Source organism: Amycolatopsis sp. CA-126428, assembly GCF_002904335.1.
Classification (GTDB): Bacteria; Actinomycetota; Actinomycetes; order Mycobacteriales; family Pseudonocardiaceae; genus Amycolatopsis.
Window position 1 is genome coordinate 15,944 of the sequence record NZ_PPHF01000178.1, and the last position, 20,037, is coordinate 35,980.

Genomic DNA, 20,037 nt, shown 5'->3' on the forward strand with positions numbered 1-20,037 from the left:
AAGCGCTTACTTGTGCGCCGGATTCCGCATCCGGGTTTCCCCGTCGACGGCTTCGGCGAGCAGGCCGGTCCAGAACCCGGCCTGCTCGGCCGCCCAGCTCTGTTCGGCCGCCCAGGCGGCCCGGGTGGGATCGGCCGCGTCGCGCACGGCCCGCCAGTCGGGCCCGGTGGCGGCCTGTGCCGCCGCGGCGACCGCGGCCCAGTTCGCGGCCTGGTCGCGGGCGACCTGCGCCGCATCCGCCCAGGCCACGCGCGGCGCGCCGGTCTGGGCGCCGACCCGCTGCCACGCCCGGGCGGCGGCCTCCCGCAGCTGGACCTCGAGCTCGCCGGAGGCTTCGAGTGCGGCCCGTTCCGCCTCCCGCGCGTCGGCGAGGAGCTGCCGGACCGTGGCCAGCCAGCGGGCTTCCTGCTCCGCGTCACGCAGGCGGTGGGCTTCCAGGTCGAGCTCCGCGCCGGTCGCCCAGCCGTAGGCGAAGAACTCGACGATGTCCGCGTCGGTGGCGCCCGGCCGCGTCGCCCAGGCGGCCGCCGCGCGCACCTGCGCGCCGGGGTCGTGCGTGGCGAGCGTGCGGACGTACTGGCGATCCGCTTCGGCGAGGGCTTCCTGCTGGCTGCCGTCCGCCTCCCGGGCGAGCCGGTCGCGTTGCTCCGCGGCCGCGAATCCCTGGTGCACGAACAGGTCCCGATCCGAGTCGGTGCCCAGCAGCGCGCGTTGCGCGGCGGCGTTGACCTCGGGCGCGTACGCCGCTGTGTAGGTCGCCAGGATCCGGCGGCAGAAGTCCGCGTTCACCGCCGCGGTTTCCGCCGCGCGTTGTTCCGCGGCGGCGAGCCCGTGGTCGAGGAACTCGAAGACGACGTCGTCGTTCTCGTCGGCCCACGCCACCCACGCGTCGGCCCGCACCGCGGCCCGCGGGTCCTTGCCGGCCAGCCGCCGGACGAGTTTCCGGGCGGTGGTGGCGGGATCGGCCGCGGCAGCGGACACGAAATGATCCAAAGTGGACGCGGCGGCGACCGGAACGTCGCTCACCCCGGCGACGGCCGCGGCGGCCAGCACGCCGCACAACAGGACGCGAAGCCGCGACATCATTGCCTCCCCCTCATGGCGATCGGGCGGGCAAAACGCCCGATCCACCTCAACGTAACATCGCGGTGAAGTGGTGATCAATCGGCCGTTCGGCGCACCGGGTTTTTTGTCGTGATCCGATGAAAGCCGGGAATTTCCTTGTCCGCTCTTCGATTCTGTGGTTAGCCTCCGATGAGGACGATTCCGAGGGGGAGTCACGGTGGAACCCGTAATCAAAAGACGGTCCGCGCTGCGCGGGGCGGCGGTGCTCGCCGCGGGCGCGGCCATGCCGGCCGGCGCCGTCGCGGCCGCCGACGAGTTCCCGGAGCTCACCTGGCGGGCCAGCGGACCCGCGGCCAGCCCGCCGCCGTTCCGGGTGCGGATCATCTCCGGAATTCCCGCCGTCGTCGGCTACGGGACGATCGTGACGCTCGGTCCGGTCATCGTGCAGGCGATCAGCGACCGGGCCTTCCCGCTGTTGCTCCGGACCGCCGGATACAGCTCACTGACCGCGACAGTCACCGGCACGGTCATGGTGGCCGACTCCCGGGGCCTCTCCGGACGCCTGCCGGTGACGATCGTCTTCCCGCGCGTCACGATGCCGGCGACCGCCGTCGAGACCGTGCTGACCGGTACCGCCACCCTGACCGGATCGCCTCAGCTTCCCGCGGTTCGCAATCCCGGGACGATGACGATCAAGGCGGAGTCCGGCGCCAAAGGCGCCGTCACGGTCTTCAAGGACAGCGGAGTCAGTACTTCGTTCCCCACCACCATCAACCTCATCGGACCCAGCCCGGTGCCCCCGGTCGCGACGATCGAGGTGCGCTGACCGTGCGCATGGACGCGAGAACGGCGGCCGCGCTCGACGCGGCGAAGTCCCGGCTGGCCGACGAGTACCTCACCGACCCGAACGTCGTCGGCGTGGCGAAGGGCTTCCGCACCCGCGGCGGTGAGCTCACCGACGAGCCGGTCGTCATCGCCCTGGTCCGCAAGAAGCGCCGCGCCGCCCTGGTTTCCCGGAGCCGGTTGCTGCCGGCCGCGATCGGCGGGCACGGCGTGGACGTCGTCGAAACGGGGGAGTTCCGGTTCTCCGGCGCCACCAAGGCGGCCGCGCCGTCGCCGATCGCGGAGCGCTTCCGGCCCCCGCTGCAGGGCGGCAGCCTCGGCTCGCTCGCCGACGGCACCCTGGGCACCCTCGGCTGCCTGGTCCGCGACCGCACCGACGGCTCGATCTGCGTGCTCTCGGCCAACCACGTCCTGGCGAACTTCGGTGCCACCGCGCCGGGCGCGGCGATCCTGCAGCCCGCCCCGCTCGACGGCGGCGCGGACGCCGGGAACACCGTCGCCCGGTTCAAGCGGTCGATCCCGCTCGTCAAAGGCGTCGCGAACAGCGCCGACGCCGCCATCGCCGAGCTGGAGCCGGGCATCGGCGTCAGCTCGACGGTGGCCCGCAACCTGATGGCGCCGATTTCCCCGACCCACCGGGCGATCGGGCTGGCGTTCCTCGCCAGCGTCCACGGCGGCACCTTCATGGCCAAGATCGACACCGTGCTGGCGGAGCTGGACGTCGAACTGCTCACGCCGGACTCGACCGTGGCCGCGGTGGAAGGCGGCCGGATCGAGAAGGTCGGCCGCAGTTCGGGGTACACCTCCAGTGTCGTGCTGGACACCACGGCAATGGTGTTCGTCGACGGCTACGCCTTCGAAGACCTCATCTACGCGCAGCGGTTTTCGCTCGTCGGCGACTCCGGCGCGGTCGTGTGCGAAGGCGGCAACGGCAAGACGTACACGCCGATGCCCGCCATCGCCTGCCGGATGCTGGGCGCGGCCGGGGCGTTGTACGACCTCCCGCTGGCGGACGACAACGTTTACCTCGACCAGGCCCGGGACGAGTTCTTCGGCGAAAGCGCCGTCGGAAACCTGGTCATCCAGCTCGTCTACCAGAACCTCGACGTCGCCGTGAACCGGCTCGAGGAGGCCACCGTCAGCCCGGAGGAGAAGGCCGAAGCCCAGCGGTACTACGCCAAGTACCGCGCGCTCGTCATCGGCCTGCTCGGAGATCCCGGCTCGACCGCGCAGCTGAGCCAGGAGAACGTGGACGACATCCGCACGGTCTTCGCGGGATTCTCGCCCGAGCTGATCACCCTGCCGGAGAAGCAGGCGCTGTGGGTGATCTTCGACGACGTCATCGCGCCCTCGGTGGGCCGCACGCGTGCCCAGCTGCTCGACTACCTGAACGACCTGGCGGTGTACCGGCGGGTGGTGGCGGCGCTGCGGCAGATCCCCGGGCTCGAGGTGGACGACACCTACGGGTTCTCCTCCCGGTGACCACGGCCACGGATCCGGTCCGGTACCACCTCGTCCGGCTCGTCGGCGGGCTTTCCGCGCCGTTGCGCGACACCGTCGGCGGGCTCGTCGACCGGCCCGGCAAGCTGCTGCGGTCGCGGCTGCTCACCGCCTGCGCCGGGTTCGGCCCGGCCGACGCCGGGCGGGTGGCCCGGCTCGGCGCGGTCGTCGAGCTCGTGCACCTGGCTTCCCTGGTGCACGACGACGTGATCGACCGGGCGGCGATCCGGCGGGGCGGGCCGTCCGCGCACCGGGCCGCCGGTGCGGAACTGGCCGTGCTCGCCGGCCTGGCCTGCCTCTCGGCGGCCGGCACCGAGGCGGCGGACCTCGGCGACGGCGTCGCCACCGCGGTGAGCCGGACGGTGGCCGAACTGGCCCACGGCGAGCTGCTCGACGTCGAACGCGGCTTCGACACCGGGCTGTCCCTGCCGGACTACGTCGACCTCGTGCGGCGCAAGACCGGCGTGCTGTTCCGGTTGTGCTGCCTGCTCGGCGCCGTCGAGTCCGGAGTGGACAGCGCGGTCGTCGCGGCGCTCGCCGAGTTCGGCGTGGAGTGGGGCATCGCCTTCCAGGTCCTCGACGACTGCCTCGACCTCGAAGCCGCGGGCGGCGACAAGCCGGCCGGCACCGACCACCTGCTCGGGTTGTTCGGCGCGCCGACCCTGGCCGCGCTGCGCGTGGACACCACCGGAGAACTGCACCGGCTCCTGCTCACGCCGTCGTTTTCGGGCGGCGACCTGACCCGGGTGCGGGAGCTGGTCACCGCCCACGGCGGGCTGCGGGCCGCCCGCACACTCGCCGGTGTCCACTTCGGACACGCTCAGGCCGCACTGGCCCGGACTCCGGACGGGTCCTCCCGCCGGGAGCTGGCCGGGATGCTCGAAGCGAGCCGTTCTTGAGCCACGCCGTCGTCGTCGGCGCCGGGCCGGCCGGTGCGGTCGCCGCCGCCGTCCTGGCCCGCGGCGGGATGCCCGTCGTGCTGACCGGGCGCGATGACGACGGGCCGGGGTACGACGTCCTGCTCAGCGGCCCGGCGCGGGAGATCCTTCGCTCGATCGGCGTGGCCGTCGACGACTGGCCGGTGCTGCCGGTGACGATCGCGTTCGACGCCACCACGTCCCACGCCGTCCCCGATGCCGGGTACGCCGTGGTCGACAGCACCGTGCTGCGGGACACCCTGCGAGAACACGCCGTCCGGTGCGGGGCGGAGTACCGGCTGACGGCGACGGCGGCCCCGCACGTGGTGCTGGCCGGCGGCGCGGGACACGTCGGCGAACCGCGGTCCGGCGGCGCCGGGGTGAGCTGTGCGCGGAGGTTCACCGGGCCCGTCCCGGCAGACCGGGTCGTGCTCAGATTGCTCGCTCCGCCGGCGGACGACCCGCGGGGGCGCCCCCGCTGCGCGTGGCTGGCCCCGGTGCCGGGCGGGTGCACGATCGGTGTGTCGGCGCTGGACGTCGTCGCGGCCGGTGACCTGATGGCCGAGGCGATCGGGGCACTGGCCGAACTCGATCCCCGCGTCCGGAAGTGTGTCCCGGCCGGCCCGATGGCTTCCGGGCCGTTGTCGTGCGGGTTCAGTCCCGGTGCGGCGGCCGGCCCCGGTGGGCTGCGGGTCGGGGACGCGGCGGGCCTGGTGAACCCGTTCACCGGCGAAGGGCTGAGCGGGGCCGTCCAATCCGGACGGCTGGCCGCGCGAGCCGTCCTGTCCTCGCGCGACGACCCCGCCGCCGCGCGCCGGGAATACGAACGGCTGCTGGGGTCCGCGTTCGTCGGCTACTTCGAGACCGCGCGGCACGCGGCCCGCAGGTACCACCTCGCCTGGCGCGTGCTCGCGGCCGGCGCGGGCAGCGAGCACCCCTTCTACGCCAAGGGGCGGCGGGCCGTGGTGCTGCCGGAAGGCGCGTCGACGCTGGCCGGAGCCGAGCCCCTGGAGCTGCCGCCCGCCGGCCGCGTCCGGGTGCTGCCGTTCCTCGCCGCCTGCGACGAAGTGTGCTTGTCGATCGTCCGGGGCGATTGGCCGTTCCTGGCCCGGATGTTCACCGCCGACCGGGAAGAGGAGCTGCTGCCGCGGCCCGCGATCGGCTTCTACGCGGCGCTCGTGGCCGGCGGCCACCCCCCGGCGCGCGGGCACGCGTCCGTCGCCGCGGCCATCGAGCTCGCCACCCTCGGCGCGTTGGCCTTCCTCGGCCCCGCGGCCCCGCCCCGGGAGGTGCGCGGCGTCGACTGGGAGTCCGCGACGACCGTGCTCGCCGGTGACTACCTGCTGGGCCAGGCGTCGCGGCTGATCGCGGAGGCGGCACCGGAGCTTTCCTGGTCCTTTTCGGACTGGCTGGGCGAGCTCACTTCGCTGCGCGCCACCGTCGTGACCACCGGTGCCGGGGCGGCCACGGTCTTCGCCTCGCTGTTCGAGTTCCCGCTCCGCATCGGCGCGGCTCTCGGCGGTTCGGACGACGACGTGTTCCGGACCTGTGGCGCGGCTCTCGGCAGGCTGTTCCTCCGTGCCGAAGACGTCCTCGCCCTGCGGGGCGACCGGACGCGGCTCGACGTCACCCTCACCGACCTGCTCGACGGCCGGATCTCGGCACTGCCCGAGCTGCTCGCGGTGCCGGGCCTGACAGCCGGGGCGCTCCCACCGGAGGCACTCGTGGCCGCCGTGAAGGCCGGGCAGGGAGCTTTCGCGGAGTTCGAGCAGGCCTGCGACCGGCTCCCGGCCCCGGGCGCCCGGAGCCTGCTGAGCGCCGTCGGAACCTGGGTGGCCACGCCGATCCGGTGCGCGGCTACCGGCCCCTGCGCAGGACCTCGGCGGGAATCGGGACCACCGGCGGGCACTTGCGGTGGTCCGCTTCCTGGCACAGCGGGATGATCGTGAGCCGCGCCGAGGCCTGGTTGCCCGGGCCGGAGTTCTGCCCGGTGAACAGGGAGCTCAGCTTCTCCGCCGCCCCGCAGTTCTTGAACGGCGGCAGGGTGAAGCCCCGGTACTTCGGGTCGGGGTTGTCCGGGTCTGTTCGGATGAAGCCGCCGCCGAACGGGTCGTACTCGCCCATCATGTCGATCGCCATCGGCGTCTCCGACACGCAGTCCGGGCCGGCGTCCAGCGGGACACCGTTCACCTTGACGTCGCTCAGCCGCGACACCACGTCGAGGTGGTTGCGCAGGAGCCCGTCGAACAGTGTCCCGAACGAATGGATCATCGTGCTGGTCCGGTAGTCGATCGGAAGGAACTCCACGGTCGCGCTGATCGGCAGGAATCCGTATCCGAGGTAGGTGGTCGTCACCGGGGCGAAGGCCAGCTCACCGGTGATCTCGCTCCGGACGGGGAATCCCCCGGCATCCGTGATGTTCAGCCAGACCCCGTTCGCCAGCGCGGCCGGCTTGCTGCGGATCACGGTGCCGGTCTTGGCGATCGTGCTCGTGTTGTCGACCTGGTTCGGCTGCAGCGGCAGCACCATCGTGGTGGTGTCGTCCGGCGGCGGTTCTTCGGCGAGCAGGGAGTGCTTCTGCGGGCCGGCCGGCCGCGGACCGGGCACGGCCTTCTTCTCCGGTGCCGGCTCGTCCGCCGCGGGAGGGGCGGCCGCCAGGATCGCCACCGAGCCGAACGAGGAGTCCTGGCCGCCGTCGGCCGAGCAGGTCACCTGCTCGGCGGGCTGCTCCGGGGGCGCGCCGGTGAGGCCGAGCGCGAGTTTCGGTGCCGTCACCCGAATCCGCAGCACGCCGGCGGCGGACGGGGAAAAGGCCGGGAGCTTTCCGGTGGCCACCAGGGAGAGATCGCCCTCGCCGGGCAATCCGGTGGCGGCGATGGTCATCGGGACGGTGAGGGTGTCCTTGACCTTCCCCTCCTCCAGCTGCAGCTGGAAGGTCAGGCCGCCTTCGAGGGTGCTGCCGGTGCCGAGCAGCTGCTGGGCGGCGGCGCGCGGGAGGGAGAACGACACGACCAGGCCGTCGATGGTCACCGGCTGCCCCACGGTCATCGAGGCGGGCAGCGACGCGGTCGTCTTCACGGCGAGCTCGAGCGGTCCGACCGGGTCGGCGAACGGGCACGTCGTGGCCAGTGTCTTGGTCAGCTCGTGCCGTCCGGACGCCGCGTCGCCGTCCGGTTCGCCCGGTGCGGCGGAACCGATGCCGGTGAACGCGCCGGTGGTGACCGACACGACACACACCAGCGCGATCGCGCCGCGGGTCGCCGTCCGCCGGGTCAGCCGCAAGGCCATGCCGTACTCCTGTTCGTGCCGCTGGGGAACGAACCGTAGGGATGGCCGGGGCCCCGGCCATCCCTACGGCTGCTTCACCCGGTGATTCAGGGGGTGATGACGAAGTCCGGCGAGAACGCGGGGTTCTGCGCGGGCGTGGTCGTCTTCAGGGTGCAGGTCATGTTCCAGTTCGCCCAGGTGTTGTTGGACTTCTTGTGGAACTGCAGCGCCGCGGTGATCGGCGAGGCGAGCGACAGCGTGTCCGTTCCGTCGGTCGCCGGGGCGGTGTAGGTCGGGACCGTCGAGTTCGCGTCCTGGGCGATGTTGACCGTGATCGGCCCGCCGGCCGGGTAGATCGTCTCCGGGATGTTGAGGTCGGCCGCGGGTCCGGAGACCGTTCCACGGGCCGCGCTCACCGGGACGGTCGCCAGACCGCGGATGCCGTCGTAGCCGACCGCGGTCAGCAGCGAGTGGACCGCGGCGGAGATCGTCGCGGTGCCGCCGACGTTGGTGGGCACCGCGGTGCCGTTGACCGGGATCGAGTCCGGCCCGGTCAGGAACGCGGTGATCCCCACGTCCTGCTGCGGGATGCCGGGGAACGTGCACCGGTGCGTGGCCGACGCGGTGTAGGCCGTGTCGGCCGCCGCGACGCCCGCGGTGAGCAGGCCCACCGTGCTGACGATGGCTGCGGTGGTGACTGCCTTGAGGGACAAGGTCCTGAGTCGGGTCATGACTGTCAATCTCCTTCGATCATCCAGTTGACGTCTTGGCCGGCGCTGCCCACGCGCCCCGCGGACCGATCGGTACCGCGAATTCCCCTGGGTTTTCCCTGGTGCAGCCCTGACCCTCGCGAGGTGGCTGTGATAAATAAGGTTACTCGCCAGTCGGTTGTGCAACAAGCATGTGACGTACCGGCTTTGCCAGTGGTCCTCCCCGCTGCGATTTTTGTCAAGAGCGGAGCATTCGTGGTCGACCCTTGGTTGGCGCTTGACAAAGAACCCGACGGGTGTCGTCCGGCGATTCTCCGGGTTAGTATCTGGGTGCGCGCGTGCACCGTAACCGTGCGAATCGATTCAGCGAAAGAAGATACCCGTGGCCGAAGTCTTCCGTTTCCGGAGCACCTCCCGGCGGTCCGCCGTGCTGGCGGCCGCGGCACTGGTCGCCGCCCCGCTCGTGCCGTCCGCGGCCGCTTCGGCCGAGGACACCGGCGGTGTCCTGGAGTGGGGCTACTCGAACTACATCTCGGGGCCGTCACCGGACGCGCTCGACGGCGTGACCGCGGTGTCCATGGGCAGCATGGACGCGGTGGCCCTCAAGGGTGGCGGAGTCCTGGTGTGGGGCGACAACAACTTCGGCCAGACGGAGGTGCCGCCGGGGGCGGCGTCCGGCGTCAGCGCGATCGCAGCCGGCTGGGCCCACGAGCTCGCGCTCAAGAACGGTGGCGTGCTGGCCTGGGGAAACGACTGGTACGGCCAGACGGACGTGCCCGACGAGGCGAAGTCCGGCGTCGTCGCCATCTCCACCAGCGCCATGCACAGCCTCGCGCTCAAGGCGGGCGGCCGGGTCGTCAGCTGGGGCCTGCGCTCGGACGTCCCGGCCGCGGCGACGTCCGGCGTCACCGCCGTTTCCGCCGGTGGTGACCACAGTCTCGCCCTGAAGAACGGCGGGGTCCTCGCCTGGGGCAGCGACAACTTCGGGCAGTCGGACGTCCCGGCCGACGCGAAATCGGGTGTCACCGCCGTTTCCGCCGGTCACCAGCACAGTCTCGCCCTCAAGGACGGCCGGGTGATCGCCTGGGGCCGCAACGACAACCACCAGGCCGAGGTCCCGGACACGGCCCTGTCCGACGTCGTCGCGATCGACGCGGGCTGGACGTTCAACCTCGCGCTCAAGAGCAACGGCGACATCGTCGGCTGGGGGTCCAACGACCAGACGGAAAGCGACCCGCTGGGCAACGGCATCTGCGGTCCGCTGCAGGCCGTCTCCGCCGGTGACCGGTTCAGCGTCGTGCTCAAAGCGGATCCGTCCGCGGCCTGCTGACCAGCGCGGAAAGAGGGGCTTCCCGGCCGGGAAGCCCCTCTTCGCGTCCGGCGGATCAGCCTTCGGTCTTGGCCGCCAGGTCCAGCGAGATCGTGTTGCCCGGCCCGGAGACCAGCGCGCCCAGCGCCAGGTCGGCGATGAAGCAGTTCTTGAAGTCCGGGATGGTGTAGGTGCCGGTGACGGTGAACTTCGGGGCGAAGATGTCGACGTCCTTGGCGCTCAGGTCGAGCTCGAGCGGCTTGCTCGCCTTGCAGCTGCCCGGCACCGTCGGCAGCGGGATCACCGGGACCAGCAGGCCGGCCCAGATGTCGTAGATCTCCATGTTCGCCTGGGCGTGCGTGGTCAGCGTGCCGTCGGCGAGGGTGCCGGTGGCCGGGCCGGTCGGGGTGATCTTGACCTTCGCCTTGATCTTGAACAGGCCCGAGACCAGGGAGATGTTCGCCTGCGACGGCGGCAGCGTCAGGTTCGCGCTGAGGCCGACCGAGCCGGTCTGGTCGTCGATGATCAGGTTGCCGTCGAGGCTGCCCGGGCCGAGGGTCATCGCGCTGCCGGTCTTCTTGACCACGGTGTTGCCGGTGACCGTGTAGCCGACCGGGATCTCGACCACGTCGGCCGAGGCGGGTACGGCGGTGACGACGCTCATCGCGGCGCCCGCGGCCGCCACGACCGCGGCCGCGCGGGCCCATTTCCGGCCATTCGTTCGAGTGCGCAACAAAGTGGGCATGCCAACTCTCCTTCGAATTGTGCAGCGTGCTGAAAACTGGGGTCAGCGGGGGGTGAGGCCGGTAATCTTCCAGGTATTGCCCTCGCGTTCCGCCGTCACCGAAAGCTGCGCGGCCGCGGAACTGCTGGAATTGTTGTCAGCGCGGGTGGCGAACTGATCGAGGAACACGAGAAGCCGGGCGTGACCTTCGCGGAGCTCCTGAACCGCGGAAGACGTCACCCGCGTCGTCAGCACCAGTTTCTGGGCCGGTGCTTTTTCTTTCACCTGGGCGAACAGCCGGTCGTAGGTGGTGCGGGCGTCACCGCGCAGGACGTCCCGCGCGGCCTGTCCGGTGACGTCGGTCTTGTCGTAGGAGTAGGAGAAGATCCGGTTGAGCGCCAGCGTCACCGCCGAGGTGACGTCGGCGGTGGCCCCGACGTCGGTGAGCGCGTGGTTGGCCGCGGCCGGTTCGCCGGCCGCCGAGCGCGCCGCCACGGTGCACACGACGCCCGCCGCGGCCAGCAGCACCGAGACGGCGATCAGCAGGGGGAGCAGGATCGGGCGCCGCCGCGCGATCTCCTCCGGAGCTTCTTCGGTGCCAGTATCGGTGTCGGTGTCGGGAGTGGGCTCGTCATCGGGAGCGGGGGTGGTCACGGCGGCCTCTTCTTCGGTGGCGGCCGGGGCGTCGGCGGTGCTCATCGGGCCCCCACCGGCAGCTCGTCGAGCGCGCTGAGCTTCCAGCCGCCGTCGGTCCGCGTCAGTCCCGCCGCGAAGCGGTTGCGCTTGGTCGCCGGGGCGACGCCGTCCTTCTGGGCGGTGATCTCCACCGAGGCCAGCAGCTTCGCGGTGCCGGCGTGCTCGTCGAGCTCGCTCAGGGCCGCGTCCAGCACCTTCCCGGTGGACACCGTCGCGTCCTGGGCGAGGGTCTTCTTCGTGGTGTCGTCGGTGTGGGCCAGCCGGTCGTGCAGCGGGCCGGTCGACGCGTCGAGCCACTGCGCGAGCCCCTGGTCCAGCCGGTGGTAGTCCAGGGTGCACAGCCGCGCGACCAGCTCCCGGCCACGGGCCAGCGCCTCGTCGCGGGCGGTGCCGTAGGTCAGTTCGGCGCTGTGCGCGGTGCGGTACCAGGAGAACCCCGACCAGCCCGCGAAGGCGGCGGTGACGACCACCGCGAGCACGGCGGCCCGCAGCGGCCACTTCACTTTCCCAGCCACAGCATCTCCTCGATCGTCGGGGACACCGCCAGGCCGGGCGACGCGGGAAGCGGAGCACCGGAGGCGGCCGCCGCGGGGGACGGCACCGGCGGGTGCGGCACGTTCTGCGAGCCCCGCACCGAGGTCGCGTCGCCCTTTTCGAGCGTGCAGGACGCACTGGTGTTGAACGGCAGCGGCGAGGTGTCCGTGCTGGGCCGGTACTGCGTGCTCTCGTACCCGGCCCGGCAGGGGACCGGGTCGTAGAACGTCAGCGCCATGGCGAGGTTGCCGTTTCCGCCGGGGAAGGCCGTCGACGTCGCCGCGACCAGCTTCGGCGTCGCCACCAGCAGCTGCTCCAGCTGACCGGTGCGGGTCTGGATCACCTGGGCCGTGGTCAGCAGGTTGGCCAGCAGGATCGGCAGCCCGGGGTCGGTCTCCCGCAGCAGGGTGCCCAGCTCGGTCGCGGCCGGCGGCGCGGTGGCGATCAGCCGCCGCAGGTCACCGTCGGAATCGGACAGCTGGGCGGCGAACAGCTTGGCGTTGCCGGCGAACGAGCGCCACTCGGCGGAGGAGTCGAGCTGGGTGCGCAGCACGGTCGAGCCGTCGTCGATCAGCTTCGCCGTCTGCGGCAGGTTGGCCGCCGCGTCGTTCGTGAACGACGTCGCGGTGTCCAGCAGCACCTGCAGATCCGGGCCGGTGCCGCGCAGCGCGTCGTCGAGCTCGTCGACGACCGTGCGCAGGTCCCCGGTGGGCACGGACGCGGTCAGCGAGTCGAGGTCGCCGAGCAGGTGCTGCACCGGCATCGGCAGCGTCGTCTTCTCCCGCGGGATGACCGAGCCGCCGTCCAGGAACGGGCCGTCCGACGTGCGGGGCTGGAGGTCGACGTACTGCTCGCCGACCGCGGACCGGTTGGCCACCACGGCCTGCGCGTTCGCCGGGATCGGCGGGGCCGAGCGGTCGATGATCAGGTCCGCCTCCGTCCCGGACGGTGTCAGCCGCAGTTCCCCGATCCGCCCGACGGCGACGCCGCGGTAGGTCACTTCGCCGTTCGTGAAGATGCCGCCGCCCTCGGCGAGCTCCAGCTTCACGGTGTACCCGCCGTTGCCGACGAGCCGGCCGATCCCGGCGTAGTTCGCGCCGACGAACGCGACGGTGACGAGCGAGATCACCACGAACGCGATGACCTGGACCCGGACTCTGGTGGTGGTCAGCATCAGCGCCCTCCCGGGGTGGTGACCTGCCCCGACGGCAGCGGCAGGGTCGGGAGGCCGTCCGGGACGCCTTCGCCCGGGTTCGGCAGCGGCACGCCCGGTGCCGGGATGACCGACAGGTAGACGTTGAGGTAGTCGCCCTTGATCGCCGGGATCACCGCGTCGGTGTACGGGAAGGACGGCAGGATCTCCAGGGCCTTCGGCAGCGACGCCCCGGCGTCGGCGAGCCGCTGCAGGACCGGCGCGAGCGCGCGCAGGTCGGCGACCAGGTCGTCCTTGCTCTTGTGGATGACGTCGGTGGCGACGCCGGAAAGGTCGTCGAGCGACTGGAGCATGGCCACGAGCTGGGTGCGCTGGTCGGTCAGCGTGCGCAGGCCCGGGGTCAGGTCGGTGAGCGCCCCGGACACCTGCTCGTCGCGGTCGGCCAGCGTCGTGGCCAGCCGGTTGACGCCTTCGAGGGCCGCGGTGATGTCCTGGCGGTGCGCGTCGAGGTCGGTGGTCAGGGTGTTGACGCCCGCGAGGAACGAGCGGATCTGCGTCTCGTTGCCGGTCATCACCTTGCCGAGCTCGCGGTTGATCGTCTGCAGCTGCCCGATGCCGCCGCCGTTGAGCAGCAGCGAAAGCGCGCCGAAGACCTCTTCGACCTCCGGGTTGCGGTTGGTGCGCGACACCGGGATCACGGCGTTGTCGGCCAGCCGGGCCCGGTCCTTCGCCTGGCCGTCGGGGGCGGCGAGTTCGACGAACTTCTCGCCGAGCAGGCTGGACTGCCGCAGCCGTGCGACGGCGTCGGCGGGCAGCACGACGTCGCCGTTGACCTCGACGACGGCTTCGGCGGTCCAGCCGTCCGCGCCGAGGCGGATGGTCTGGACCCGCCCGACCGGGACGTCGCCGACCTTCACCGCGGCCTGCGGTACGAGGTCGAGGACGTCGGCGAACTGGACGGTGACGTGGTACGGGTGGTCGCCGACGTCGGCGCCGCCGGGCAGCGGGAGGTCGTAGACGCCCTTGAACTCGCCCGAGCAGGCGGTCAGCGCCAAGCAGCAGGCCGCCAGGGCTGTGACGCGTTGCAGTGGTTTCATCTGCCGCCCGCCTCGTTCGTGTAGACGGACCCGGTCACCGGCAGCGGCAGGTAGTCGATCAGGTCGGTGCGGGTCTGCAGGGTGCCGGTGGCGGGGTCGACCGTCTGGATGAGGTTGGTCGCGGCCAGCGGCGCGGTTTCGAGGTACTCGGCCAGCGACGCGCGCTGGTCGACGAGCGTCTGCGTGGTCACCGCCAGTTTGTCCACATTGGACTTGATCAGGGCCCGGTTGTCCTTGATGAAGCCCTGGATGTCGCCGAGCGCGGCCCCGAGCGAGCGCAGCGCCGAGGCCAGCTCGTCGCGGTTGGCCGACAGCGTGCCGGACACCGACGAGAGCTGCTGGTTCACCTGCGTGACCTGCTCGTCGTTGGCGGCCAGCATGGTGGTGAACTGCTGCAGCTCCCGGACGGTGGCGAACAGGTCGCCGGAGTTGCCGGAGAGGGTCCTGGCCAGTTCCGCGAGCTGCCGGACGGAGTCGTTGAACGCGGTTCCGTTGCCTCGCAGGTTGTTCGCGCCGGTGGTGAGCAGGTCCGACAGGGCGCCGTTCTTGTTCGCCCCGTCGGGGCCCAGCGCCTTGGTGAGCGAGTCGAGGCTGGCGTACAGCTGGTCCAGCTCGACCGGGGTCGCGCTGCGGTCCAGGCCGATGGTGGCGTGGTTGACCAGCCGGGGTCCGCCGCGGGCCGGCTTCGAGAACTGGACGTACCGGTCGGCGACGACGCTGGGGGCGATGACGACCACGTCGGTGTCGGCCGCGATCGGGGCGGAGCCGTCGTAGGTCAGCGTCACCTCGACCTGCTCGCCGCGCGGCGTCACCGACTCGACCTGGCCGATCCGGACGCCGAGCAGCCGGACGTCGGAGCCGCTGTAGACGCCGACCGCGCGGGAGAAGAGCACGGTGGCGCGGTTGAGGCCGGCGCCGGAGAAGAGCCACCACAGCGCGGCCACGACGACGAGCGCCGTGACGACCGCCGCGGCGAGGAACCGGTAGGTGCGGGTGGCGTTCACTTCGGAGCTCCCGTTTGCTTCGGCGGCACGCACGGGTCACGGTTTTCGGGCAGCAGGCCGCAGAGGTAGGAGTCGAGCCAGCGGCCGTTGCCCAGCGCGTTGTTGGCGAGCCGGAAGTACGGCCCGGCGGCGGCCAGGCTCTTGCCCAGGTTGTCGTTCTGCCGGGTCAGCAGGTCGGTCACGGTGTTCAGCTGGCTCAACGCCGGCTTGAGCGCGCCGGCGTTGTCCGCCACCAGGCCGGAGAGCTGGGTGGCCAGCGTCTGCGCGCCGGTCAGCAGGTCGTGGATGGCCTGGCGCCGCCGGTCGAGCTCGCCCAGCAGCAGGTTGCCGTCGGAGAGCAGCTGCTCGAAGTCCTGGTTCGAGTTCGCCAGCGTCGTCGTGATCTTCTTGGCGTTGGCCAGCAGGCCGGCGAGCTGGTCGTCGCGGGAGGACACGGTCTTCGACAGCGCGGACAGCCCGTCGAGCGTGGTGCGCACGTGGGCCGGGGCGTTGCGGAAGGTGTCGCTGATCGCGGTGAAGCTGTCGGCGAGCTGCCCGGTGTCGATCGAACCGGCGGTGTTCGCGAGGCCGTTGAACGCCTCGGTGACGTCGTACGGGGTGACCGTCCGGGTGCGCGGGATCGCCTGGCCGGGGTCCTGCACGGCGTCGCCGGTCGGCTTGAGCGCGAGGAACTTGCGGCCCAGCAGCGTCTTGATCCGGATCTCCGCCGACGTCCGGTCGCCGACCCAGGCGTTCTTCACGCGGAAGGTGACGAGCACGTGGTCCTCGGCCAGCGCGACGTCGCGGACCTCGCCGACCTTGATGCCGGCGACGCGGACCTCGTCGTCGGGCTGCAGCCCGGCCGCCTCCGAGAACTCGGCGCGGTAGGTGGTGCCGCCGCCGACGATCGGCAGGTTGTCGTAGTTGAACGTCACGGTCAGCAGCGCGGCGAGGACGACGCTCCCGGCGACGCCGAGGGCGAGCGGATTGCGTTCCTTGAAGGACTTCACGAGCCGCACCTCTTCGCGGTCACGGGGGTTCCGCGGGGCGGCTGGGTCCGGAGGACGGCGCTGCAGACGTAGAAGTTCATCCACGAGCCGTAGGAGCTGATCCGGCCGAGGCCGTTCAGCTTCTCCGGCAACGTGCTCAGCGTCTGCTCCAGGCCGGGCAGGGTCTGCTCGTCCGCGAGGTTCTTCGTGACGCCGTCGAGGCCGGTGATGCTGTCCTTCAGCGGGGTCCGCACGTCGCCGAGCAGGCCCGCGGTGGCCGTGGAGAGGTCACCGAGGCCGCCGATCGCGTCGCCGATGACGGTGCGGTCCGCGGCCAGGCCGGAAACGAGCTCCCGCAGCGTCGAAATCAACGTCGTCAGTGCGGTTCCCTTGCTGTTCACCGTGCCGAGCACGTGGTTGAGGTTGGTGATCACGTCGCCGATCAGCCGGTCGCGGCTCGCGAGCGTCGAGGTCAGCGAGCCGGTGTGCGCGAGCAGCTCCTCGACCGTGCCGCCCTCGCCCTGCAGCACCTGCACGATCTCGCCGGAGAGCTGGTTGACGTCGGTGGGCGAAAGCGCCTGGAACAGCGGCTTGAAGCCGTTGAACAGGTCGGTCAGGTCCAGGGCGGGGGTGGTGCGGCTCAGCGGGATTTCCCCGCCGACGGGCAGGGTGCCCTGGCCGCCGGGGCCGCGTTCGAGCGCGATGTAGCGCTGCCCGACCATGTTGCGGTATCTGACGACCGCGCCGACGTCGGCGGGCAGCTGCCGGCCGGCGTCGAGGGAGAACCGGACGTGCGCCAGGCTGTGGCCGGCGATCTCGAGTTCCTCGACCTGCCCGACGCGGACCCCGGAGATCCGCACGTCGTCGCCGACGTTCAACGACGTCGCGTCGGTGAAGGTGGCGCCGTAGAGGTCGGTGCGGCCGACGCCGGTGTTGGCGATGGAGACCGCCAGCAGCACGGTCGCGGCCGTGGTGACCAGGATGAAGATCAGGCTCTTGAGCAGCGGGGCGGCGAACTTCCTCACTTCAGCGTCACCTCCGTTCCGCGGTAGAGCGCACCGACCAGCACGCTGCTCCAGTCGGCGACCTCCCCGGTCGGCACGCCCAGCTGCGGGGCGAGCACGGTGGCCAGCAGTTCCCGTTCCTGCGGGGAGTTCGCGACGCCGAGGTCGTCCCGGGTGCCGGTCAGCAGCGGGTGCTGGGGCGTGCCGGGCGCGACCGCGGCGGTGCCGGTCGTCGGGGCGACGCCGCTGGGGTAGCAGCGCGGGCCACCGGCCGCCGGGTACGCCGGGTCGTCCTTGCCGGGCACGTACTTGCCGCGCGACTGGGTGACGGTGACGGCGGCGTGCATGCCGGGCTGGTTCGTGCCCTTGCCGAGCGCTTCGTCGACCGGCTTGCGCAACGCGTCCATCGCCTTCAGGGTGCAGGGGAAGCTGGGGGAGTACGCCGCCGCGATCTCCAGCGCCGAGCGGCTGTCGGCCGACAGGGCGATGAGGTTGTTCTCGTTGCGGTTCAGGAACTGCTGGACCTCGCCCGCCGAGCTCCGCACCTCCTGGTAGACCGTGGCGAGCTCGGGTGCCTTGTCGTGCACCGTGTTCAGCGTGACGGCCGAGTCGGTGAGCGCGTCCAGCAGGTCGGGGGCGATGTCCCCGTACAGCCGGGAGACCGCCGCGAGGTCCTGGACGTCCTTGGTGAACTTCGGCAGCTGGGGGTTGAAGCCGGTGAGGTAGCCGGCGGCGGTGGACAGCGTCCGGCCGAGCTGCTCGCCGCGTCCCTCCAGGGCCGTCGAAACCGCGGTCAGCGTCGTCGCCAGCTTCTGCGGCTGGACGGCTTTCAGCAGCGGCAGCAGGTTGTCGAAGACCCGTTCCAGCTCGACCGCGTTCGCCGAGCGGTCCTGCTCGATGACGTCGCCGGCGACCAGGTGGGGGGCGCGCTCGCCGTCCGGGATGGACAGCTGGACGTACCGCTCGCCGAACAGCGTCTTCGGCACCAGCAGCGCGGAGACGTTGCGGGGCAGCATGTCCACCTTGCCCGGTTCGAGAGCAAGCGCTATCTCGGCACCCTGCGGGGTGGCCCGGACGCCGCGGATCTCCCCGACGAGCACGCCGCGGGCCTTGACCTGGCCGCCCGCCTGGAGCTGGTTGCCGATGCGGCTCGCCTTGAGCGTCACCGGGACCGTGCTGACGAAGTCCTTGTCGTAAACCTTGATGGAGAGCGTCACCAGCACGCCCATCACCACGAGGAACAGCACCCCGGCGGTGCGGACCCCGGCCTTGCGGCGGGTTTCCCTTCTCATCCGGCCACCTGCACGGTCGTCGTCGCGCCCCAGATCGCCAGGGACAGGAAGAAGTCGAGGACGCTGATCGCGACGATCGCGGTGCGCACCGCGCGGCCCACCGCGACACCGACCCCGGCCGGGCCGCCGCTCGCGCGGAAGCCGTAGTAGCAGTGCGCCATGACCACCACGACGCTGAACACCAGGACCTTCCCGAACGACCACAGCACGTCGCCGGGGGGCAGGAACATCAGGAAGTAGTGGTCGTAGGTGCCGGCGGACTGGCCGAAGAACCACACGGTGATCTGCCGCGAGGCGAGGTAGCTCGACAGCAGCCCGATCGCGTACAGCGGGATGACGGCCAGGAAGCCGGCGATCACCCGGGTCGTCACCAGGTACGGGACGCTGGGGATGCCCATGACTTCGAGGGCGTCGATCTCTTCGGAGATCCGCATCGCGCCGAGTTGCGCGGTGAACCCGCAGCCGACGGTGGCGCTCAGCGCGAGCCCGCTCACCAGCGGCGCGATTTCGCGGGTGTTGAAGTAGGCGGACACGAACCCGGCGAACGCCGACGTCCCGACCTGGTTCAGCGCGGAGTAGCCCTGGAGGCCGACGACCGTGCCGGTGGCGACGGTCATCCCGATCATCACGCCGATCGTGCCGCCGATGACGGCCAGCGCGCCGCTGCCGAAGCTGACTTCGGCCAGCAGGCGGACGACTTCGCGCAGGTAGCGGCGCAGGGCCCGCGGGGTCCAGGCGATCGCGCGGAGGAAGAAGAGGATCTGGTCGCCGAGGGTGTCGAGGAAGCCGAACCGGCGGTCGACGGCCTCGCGTACCCGCGCGGTTCTCGGGAGGTCCGTGGTCGTCACTTCAGCTCCCCTTGGGCGGAACGAGTTGCAGGTAGACGGTGGTGAGGATCAGGTTCAGCACGAACAGCAGCAGGAACGTGATGACCACCGACTGGTTGACCGCGTCGCCGACGCCCTTCGGGCCGCCCTTGGGGTTGAGGCCGCGGTAGGAGGCGACCACCCCGGCGACGAAGCCGAAGATGAGGGCCTTGATCTCGCTGATCCACAGGTCGGGCAGCTGGGCCAGGGCGGAGAAGCTGGCCAGGTAGGCGCCCGGGGTGCCGTGCTGCATGATCACGTTGAAGAAGTAGCCGCCGAGCACGCCGACGACGCTGACCATGCCGTTGAGGAAGACGGCGACGCCCATCGCGGCGAGCACCCGCGGCACGATGAGCCGCTGGACCGGCGAGACGCCGAGGACCTCCATCGCGTCGATCTCTTCGCGGATGGTGCGGGAGCCGAGGTCCGCGCACATCGCGCTGCCGCCGGCGCCGGCGATGAGCAGGGCCGTGACGATCGGGCTGGCCTGCTGGATGATCGCGAGCACGCTCGCCGCGCCGGTGAACGACTGCGCGCCGATCTGCGTGGTCAGCGAGCCGATGTGCAGGGCGATCACCGCGCCGAACGGGATGGAGACCAGCGCCGTCGGCAGGATCGACACGCTCGCGATGAACCAGAACTGCTGGATCAGCTCCCGCGCCTGGAACGGGCGGCGGAAGGTCAGCCGGACGACGTCGAGGCCGAGTCCGTAGAGCCGTCCGGTCTGCCGCAATGCGGCCGCCCCCGGGAACGACGCCGTCGTCGTCCGTTCGGCCATTCGTGTGCCTCCAGCGGTTTCGGCGGCACGCCGAATACACCCGAGATGACCACAGGGAAATGGACCGAATGGACTAATAATTACCGGCCATTCACGGTCTCGGGAGTGCCGTGCCGTTTCCTACTGGTCGGTACGCTAACGACGGCCTTGCTGGGAGACAAGAACTTGAGCAGGATCACGGGGTCACGGGCTGGTAACCGCGCATTTCTTGTCCAGAGCTGACAAACGGACCCGATCTTGTTGTCAGCGAAGGAAAAGAAACTCCGCCGGCGACCCCACCCGCGCTCGACGCCCCACCCCGCTTTGTCAA

General features: G+C 71.4%; 19 protein-coding genes. 5 read left to right on the top strand and 14 right to left on the bottom strand.

All coding sequences use genetic code 11. The annotated features are described in order from the left end of the window. Window positions 1–6 precede the first annotated feature (6 nt). Window positions 7–1,083: a hypothetical protein gene (locus tag C2L58_RS45635; RefSeq protein WP_233226300.1), complete on the bottom strand. Its 1,077-nt coding sequence runs from the start codon at window positions 1,081–1,083 to the stop codon at window positions 7–9. 199 nt (window positions 1,084–1,282) lie between these two features. On the opposite strand from C2L58_RS45635, the gene C2L58_RS45640 reads away from it, so the two are divergent. The 4 genes from C2L58_RS45640 to C2L58_RS45655 are packed head-to-tail and all read left to right on the top strand — an operon-like array spanning window position 1,283 to window position 6,268. After that, window positions 1,283–1,891: a hypothetical protein gene (locus C2L58_RS45640; protein WP_146073825.1), complete on the top strand. Its 609-nt coding sequence runs from the start codon at window positions 1,283–1,285 to the stop codon at window positions 1,889–1,891. 8 nt (window positions 1,892–1,899) lie between these two features. Then, a complete protein-coding gene (locus tag C2L58_RS45645; RefSeq protein ID WP_146073826.1) occupies window positions 1,900–3,390 on the top strand; it encodes a hypothetical protein in 1,491 nt (496 codons plus the stop codon). Beyond that, a complete protein-coding gene (locus C2L58_RS45650) occupies window positions 3,387–4,307 on the top strand; it encodes a polyprenyl synthetase family protein (RefSeq protein WP_103343859.1) in 921 nt (306 codons plus the stop codon). Before C2L58_RS45645 ends, C2L58_RS45650 begins: the two co-directional genes overlap by 4 nt. After that, complete coding sequence (locus C2L58_RS45655; RefSeq protein WP_103343860.1) at window positions 4,304–6,268, top strand: hypothetical protein; 1,965 nt, start codon at window positions 4,304–4,306, stop codon at window positions 6,266–6,268. Before C2L58_RS45650 ends, C2L58_RS45655 begins: the two co-directional genes overlap by 4 nt. Here the strand turns inward: C2L58_RS45655 and C2L58_RS45660 are convergent. Continuing rightward, complete coding sequence (locus C2L58_RS45660) at window positions 6,183–7,613, bottom strand: DUF6801 domain-containing protein (RefSeq protein WP_103343861.1); 1,431 nt, start codon at window positions 7,611–7,613, stop codon at window positions 6,183–6,185. The two genes, C2L58_RS45655 and C2L58_RS45660, sit on opposite strands and share 86 nt — an antisense overlap. 86 nt (window positions 7,614–7,699) lie before the next feature. Continuing rightward, window positions 7,700–8,323, bottom strand: coding sequence for a DUF6801 domain-containing protein (locus tag C2L58_RS45665; protein WP_103343862.1), 624 nt, complete (start codon window positions 8,321–8,323; stop codon window positions 7,700–7,702). A 409-nt stretch (window positions 8,324–8,732) separates the two neighbouring features. Between C2L58_RS45665 and C2L58_RS45670 the strand changes: the two genes are divergently transcribed. Further along, entirely contained in the window at window positions 8,733–9,632 is a 900-nt protein-coding gene (locus C2L58_RS45670) for an RCC1 domain-containing protein (RefSeq protein ID WP_441296380.1), read from the top strand. 55 nt (window positions 9,633–9,687) lie between these two features. Here C2L58_RS45670 and C2L58_RS45675 read toward each other — a convergent pair whose 3' ends face one another. Genes C2L58_RS45675 through C2L58_RS45725 form a run of 11 tightly spaced genes read right to left on the bottom strand, consistent with a single transcriptional unit; the run spans window position 9,688 to window position 19,727 of the window. Beyond that, window positions 9,688–10,356 (bottom strand): hypothetical protein, encoded by a 669-nt coding sequence (locus tag C2L58_RS45675; RefSeq protein ID WP_103343863.1) that lies wholly within the window; start codon window positions 10,354–10,356, stop codon window positions 9,688–9,690. 42 nt (window positions 10,357–10,398) lie between these two features. Then, complete coding sequence (locus tag C2L58_RS45680) at window positions 10,399–11,034, bottom strand: hypothetical protein (protein WP_233226301.1); 636 nt, start codon at window positions 11,032–11,034, stop codon at window positions 10,399–10,401. Next, the gene (locus C2L58_RS45685; RefSeq protein WP_233226302.1) at window positions 11,031–11,546 is read right to left on the bottom strand and encodes a hypothetical protein; all 516 of its coding nucleotides are present in this window, start codon (window positions 11,544–11,546) and stop codon (window positions 11,031–11,033) included. Before C2L58_RS45685 ends, C2L58_RS45680 begins: the two co-directional genes overlap by 4 nt. After that, on the bottom strand, window positions 11,531–12,736 hold the full coding sequence (locus C2L58_RS45690; RefSeq protein WP_103343892.1) for an MCE family protein: 1,206 nt from the start codon (window positions 12,734–12,736) through the stop codon (window positions 11,531–11,533). Before C2L58_RS45690 ends, C2L58_RS45685 begins: the two co-directional genes overlap by 16 nt. 2 nt (window positions 12,737–12,738) lie before the next feature. After that, window positions 12,739–13,815 carry an MCE family protein gene (locus C2L58_RS45695; protein WP_103343865.1) on the bottom strand — a complete coding sequence of 359 codons (1,077 nt, stop codon included), beginning with the start codon at window positions 13,813–13,815 and terminating at the stop codon, window positions 12,739–12,741. Continuing rightward, window positions 13,812–14,819, bottom strand: coding sequence for an MCE family protein (locus tag C2L58_RS45700; protein ID WP_103343866.1), 1,008 nt, complete (start codon window positions 14,817–14,819; stop codon window positions 13,812–13,814). Before C2L58_RS45700 ends, C2L58_RS45695 begins: the two co-directional genes overlap by 4 nt. After that, window positions 14,816–15,808, bottom strand: coding sequence for an MCE family protein (locus C2L58_RS45705; protein ID WP_103343893.1), 993 nt, complete (start codon window positions 15,806–15,808; stop codon window positions 14,816–14,818). The genes C2L58_RS45700 and C2L58_RS45705 overlap by 4 nt, the downstream gene beginning before the upstream one ends. Next, the gene (locus C2L58_RS45710; protein ID WP_103343867.1) at window positions 15,805–16,812 is read right to left on the bottom strand and encodes an MCE family protein; all 1,008 of its coding nucleotides are present in this window, start codon (window positions 16,810–16,812) and stop codon (window positions 15,805–15,807) included. The genes C2L58_RS45705 and C2L58_RS45710 overlap by 4 nt, the downstream gene beginning before the upstream one ends. Continuing rightward, window positions 16,809–18,083, bottom strand: coding sequence for an MCE family protein (locus C2L58_RS45715; RefSeq protein WP_103343868.1), 1,275 nt, complete (start codon window positions 18,081–18,083; stop codon window positions 16,809–16,811). The genes C2L58_RS45710 and C2L58_RS45715 overlap by 4 nt, the downstream gene beginning before the upstream one ends. After that, window positions 18,080–18,931 carry an MlaE family ABC transporter permease gene (locus C2L58_RS45720; RefSeq protein ID WP_103343869.1) on the bottom strand — a complete coding sequence of 284 codons (852 nt, stop codon included), beginning with the start codon at window positions 18,929–18,931 and terminating at the stop codon, window positions 18,080–18,082. The genes C2L58_RS45715 and C2L58_RS45720 overlap by 4 nt, the downstream gene beginning before the upstream one ends. A gap of 1 nt (window position 18,932) precedes the next feature. After that, window positions 18,933–19,727, bottom strand: a complete 795-nt coding sequence (locus C2L58_RS45725) for an MlaE family ABC transporter permease (protein ID WP_013223675.1) — start codon at window positions 19,725–19,727, stop codon at window positions 18,933–18,935. Window positions 19,728–20,037: the final 310 nt, after the last annotated feature.

Coding starts and splice junctions, on each gene's coding strand:
- C2L58_RS45675 (WP_103343863.1), bottom strand. CDS start 10,356: ATGCCCACTTTGTTGCGCACTCGAACGAATGGCCGGAAATGGGCCCGC.
- C2L58_RS45635 (WP_233226300.1), bottom strand. CDS start 1,083: ATGTCGCGGCTTCGCGTCCTGTTGTGCGGCGTGCTGGCCGCCGCGGCC.
- C2L58_RS45665 (WP_103343862.1), bottom strand. CDS start 8,323: ATGACCCGACTCAGGACCTTGTCCCTCAAGGCAGTCACCACCGCAGCC.
- C2L58_RS45725 (WP_013223675.1), bottom strand. CDS start 19,727: ATGGCCGAACGGACGACGACGGCGTCGTTCCCGGGGGCGGCCGCATTG.
- C2L58_RS45680 (WP_233226301.1), bottom strand. CDS start 11,034: ATGAGCACCGCCGACGCCCCGGCCGCCACCGAAGAAGAGGCCGCCGTG.
- C2L58_RS45715 (WP_103343868.1), bottom strand. CDS start 18,083: ATGAGAAGGGAAACCCGCCGCAAGGCCGGGGTCCGCACCGCCGGGGTG.
- C2L58_RS45695 (WP_103343865.1), bottom strand. CDS start 13,815: ATGAAACCACTGCAACGCGTCACAGCCCTGGCGGCCTGCTGCTTGGCG.
- C2L58_RS45660 (WP_103343861.1), bottom strand. CDS start 7,613: ATGGCCTTGCGGCTGACCCGGCGGACGGCGACCCGCGGCGCGATCGCG.
- C2L58_RS45645 (WP_146073826.1), top strand. CDS start 1,900: ATGGACGCGAGAACGGCGGCCGCGCTCGACGCGGCGAAGTCCCGGCTG.